Raw genomic sequence first — 3,087 nt, forward strand, 5'->3', positions numbered from 1 at the left:
TCGCCTGCGTCGGCGGCCTGCCGGGCCAGTTGCTCGGCGCCCTGCCGGTCCCCGGCCTGCTCCCGCATCCAGGCGAGCTGGGACAGGGCGTGGGTGTCGCCTGCGTCGGCGGCCCGCCGGTACAGCCGTTCGGCGCTCTCCCGGTCTCCGGCCTGCTCCCGCATCCAGGCGAGCTCGGTCAGGGCGTGGGTGTTGCCTGTGTCGGCGGCTTGGCGGTATAGCTGTTCGGCGCCGTTCCGGTCCCCGGCCTCCTCCAGCGTCCGGGCGAGCACGGACAGGGCAATGGTGTTGCCTGTGTCGGCGGCCTGCCGGTACAGCTGTTCGGCGCTCTTCCGGTCTCCGGCCTTCTCCCGCATCAAGGCGAGCCGGGCCAGGGCGTCGGTGTCGCCTGCGTCGGCGGCCCGCCGGTACAGCTGCTCGGCGCCCTTCCAGTCCCCGGCCTGCTCCCGCATCCGGGCGAGTTCGGCCAGGGCGTCGGTGTCGCCTGCGTCGGCGGCCCGCCGGTACAGCCGTTCGGCCCAGTGCAGGCGGTGGCGGGCGCGGGCGGCGTGGGCGAGGTGGGTGAGGTCGTCGGGGGCGAGGTGGTCGTGTGCGGCCTGCCAGAACGATTCCGGTGGACACAGGCGCCAGCGCTCGCGGCGTCCGTGCTGTTCGAGGTAGTCGGCGAGCCGGTAGCACGGGGACGGACCGCTCACCGGTGCCGTGCCGCCGCGGACGGGGCGGGGGCGGATGCGGCGCAGGGGGGCGAGGTGGCCGTGGACGGTCCGGGTGGCCTCGGCGAGGGCCTGCTCAAACCAGTTGTCGGCAAGCCCGTCGTACCCCTGGTCGCTGAGATAGTCGGGCGCTGCCTGCTCCAGGAAGCCGACCGGCAGGTTCAGGCCGACGCCGAGACGGCGGGCGTCCATGGCCGCATCCAGCACGGCCCGCGCCGCCGGGGAAGCGGTTTCGTAGCGCAGCAGCAGTTCCGGTACGCCGGCCAGGAACTGCGTCAGCCGCCCGTCGGCCAGCTGATCCAGGGCATGGGCGAGTTGCCGGTCCCCGGCCGCAGCCAAGGCCTCGGCCTGCCCGGTCGCGGTGGCATCGAAGCAGTCGGGCACGGGGATCAGGCGTCCGGCCAGCAGCTCGCGGACCCGCGCATGCACATCCGGCGCCCCCGGGGCCGGCAGGCCGGTGTAGGTGTCGGCGTACTGCGGCCACAACGTGCCCAGCACCAAAACCGGAGCGCGGGCCGGGTCGGTCAGCAGAGTGTGCACGGCCGCAGCCACCCGCTCACCCATCCCGCCACCGGCACCGAGGTAGTGCTGCGCCTCGTTCAGCCACACCACCGTCCGCGGCCCCACCCGCACCAGATCCGCCAAAGCCGCATCGGCAGGCGTGGGATCGAACGGATGCCACAACCGCCAACCCTCATCCGCCAACGGCTGCACAGCCTCCCAGCACGCACGCGTCTTCCCCGTCGAGGACGACCCCACCAACACCGCCATCACACTGCGCCCCGCCGCAGCGGCAGCCACCAGAGCCGCCAGCTCCTCATCATGCGCACGCCGCACATAGCCAGGCAGCACCGCCGCCCAACCCCGCCCACCCCCGCCGCCCGGCCGACCGCCCGGGGCGGGGGCGTCAGCCGCCGGATGGACCTCCAGATCATGCGGATCCCACAGCCCGATCGGCCGCCCCGGCACCCCCAACTCCACCGCAGCCGCCGCGCCCCGCCCGGTCGCGGCATCCAGCACACCCAGCAACACCCCGACATCCAGACGCAGCACCCGCGCCAGCGCACCGACCGTGCCCGCGGAAGACACCGGCCCATTCACGCTGAGCGCCTGACTGACCGTGGTACGCCCCAGACCGGCCGCGCGCGCCAGTTCGGTCTGATTCAGACCCCTCGCGACCCGCCCGGCCTGTAACCGGGCCCGCAGGTCGGCCAATGCCGCCGGGTCCCGTATCCCATCCGCCCCCACCCGAGCGCCCCTCCCGAAAACCTCTTGCGCGGCCGGTGCCGCTGTTCGCCGGTGTCCATCTTCGACGCGCGAACCACGGCGAACACCCCGTACCCGAGATTCGGCACCAACGCAATCCACCGCCGACCCCCGAGGGGACCGACACCATGTCCGACCACACCGCCGTGATCCTGCTCGCCTGCACTCTGGTGACCGTGATCGCCGCCCTGGCCGCGACGGCTGCCGGGTACCTCGCCCGCCGCGACCGGGCCACCTACCCCGCCGCCCTCACCCACGCCGCCATCGCCTTCACCGCCACCCTCACCCTGGCCGCCACCCTCACCACCACCCTGACCACCCTGACCGGCAGCACGCAATGACACGCGAGCACCACCGCCCCGTCAAGGAGCGCGGCGTACACGCGGATGTCCCATCCGGCGAGCCCGGCCAGGGCGGGCGCATGGGCACCGCGGGCGCCGTCGCCGAAAACCCCGGATACCCGGCGACCGCCGGGGGCAGCCAGGGCTGACTGATGTACCGCCGGGGCCGCAGCCACCGCCAGGACAGCAGCACCGCAGGAACAACAGGCGCAGCGCAGGCCTGAGCGGGCACCATCCCCGGGGGCGGAGCGCCCCACCACGGCGAGGGTGACATCGCCCATGCGCCCCAGCCGGGCGGACGCCACCACCCGGGCGGAGGGGTCCAGCCGGATGGGGAGCCCAGAGTGCGGTGGTGGCCTGCTGTGCGGGCTGCTCACTGCCCCTACGGCGCGCTCTGCCCCTATCCGCCCGGTCGTCCCGCGAGGACCTCGCGCCACTTCCAGGCGATGCCCAGCTTGTTGCGCGTCGGCCCGCTCCCCGGTCGCTTTCCCCCGCCTACTGCAGAGGTTCGACAGCCACCACTCGGGCACTCCCGGTCACATGCCGTCCAAGGACTCCCCGCGCCAGTCGGCCAGCGCCTCCATGGCCTCGATCGTCCAGGGATGATCGACGCCGAGGACCTCCCGCAGTTCCCCGACCACCCGCTCTTCGAGTCCGATGGCGTCGTCGGTGCGTCCGGCCTGCCGGTAGGAGTGGGCGAGGTTGTGGCGGGTGGTGAGGGTGTCGGGGTGGTGGGGTCCGAGGATGCGTTCGCGTTCGTCCAGGAC

4 protein-coding genes are annotated in these 3,087 nt (G+C 73.6%); 2 read left to right on the top strand and 2 right to left on the bottom strand.

Going from position 1 to position 3,087, the window contains the following annotated elements:
• Positions 1–1,358 (bottom strand): tetratricopeptide repeat protein (locus IEY86_RS35680; RefSeq protein ID WP_229699078.1); only part of this gene is annotated, 1,358 nt, incomplete at its 3' end.
• A 749-nt stretch (positions 1,359–2,107) separates the two neighbouring features.
• Between IEY86_RS35680 and IEY86_RS35685 the strand changes: the two genes are divergently transcribed.
• Positions 2,108–2,320, top strand: a complete 213-nt coding sequence (locus IEY86_RS35685; protein ID WP_189136055.1) for a hypothetical protein — start codon at positions 2,108–2,110, stop codon at positions 2,318–2,320.
• A complete protein-coding gene (locus IEY86_RS35690) occupies positions 2,317–2,469 on the top strand; it encodes a hypothetical protein (protein ID WP_189136056.1) in 153 nt (50 codons plus the stop codon). The genes IEY86_RS35685 and IEY86_RS35690 overlap by 4 nt, the downstream gene beginning before the upstream one ends.
• A 387-nt stretch (positions 2,470–2,856) precedes the next feature.
• On the opposite strand, the gene IEY86_RS35695 is transcribed toward IEY86_RS35690, so the two are convergent.
• Positions 2,857–3,087, bottom strand: a 231-nt coding sequence (locus IEY86_RS35695; RefSeq protein WP_189136057.1) for a tetratricopeptide repeat protein, incomplete at its 5' end; no start/stop codon positions are given.

This window comes from Wenjunlia tyrosinilytica, assembly GCF_014646055.1.
Taxonomy (GTDB): domain Bacteria; phylum Actinomycetota; class Actinomycetes; order Streptomycetales; family Streptomycetaceae; genus Wenjunlia; species Wenjunlia tyrosinilytica.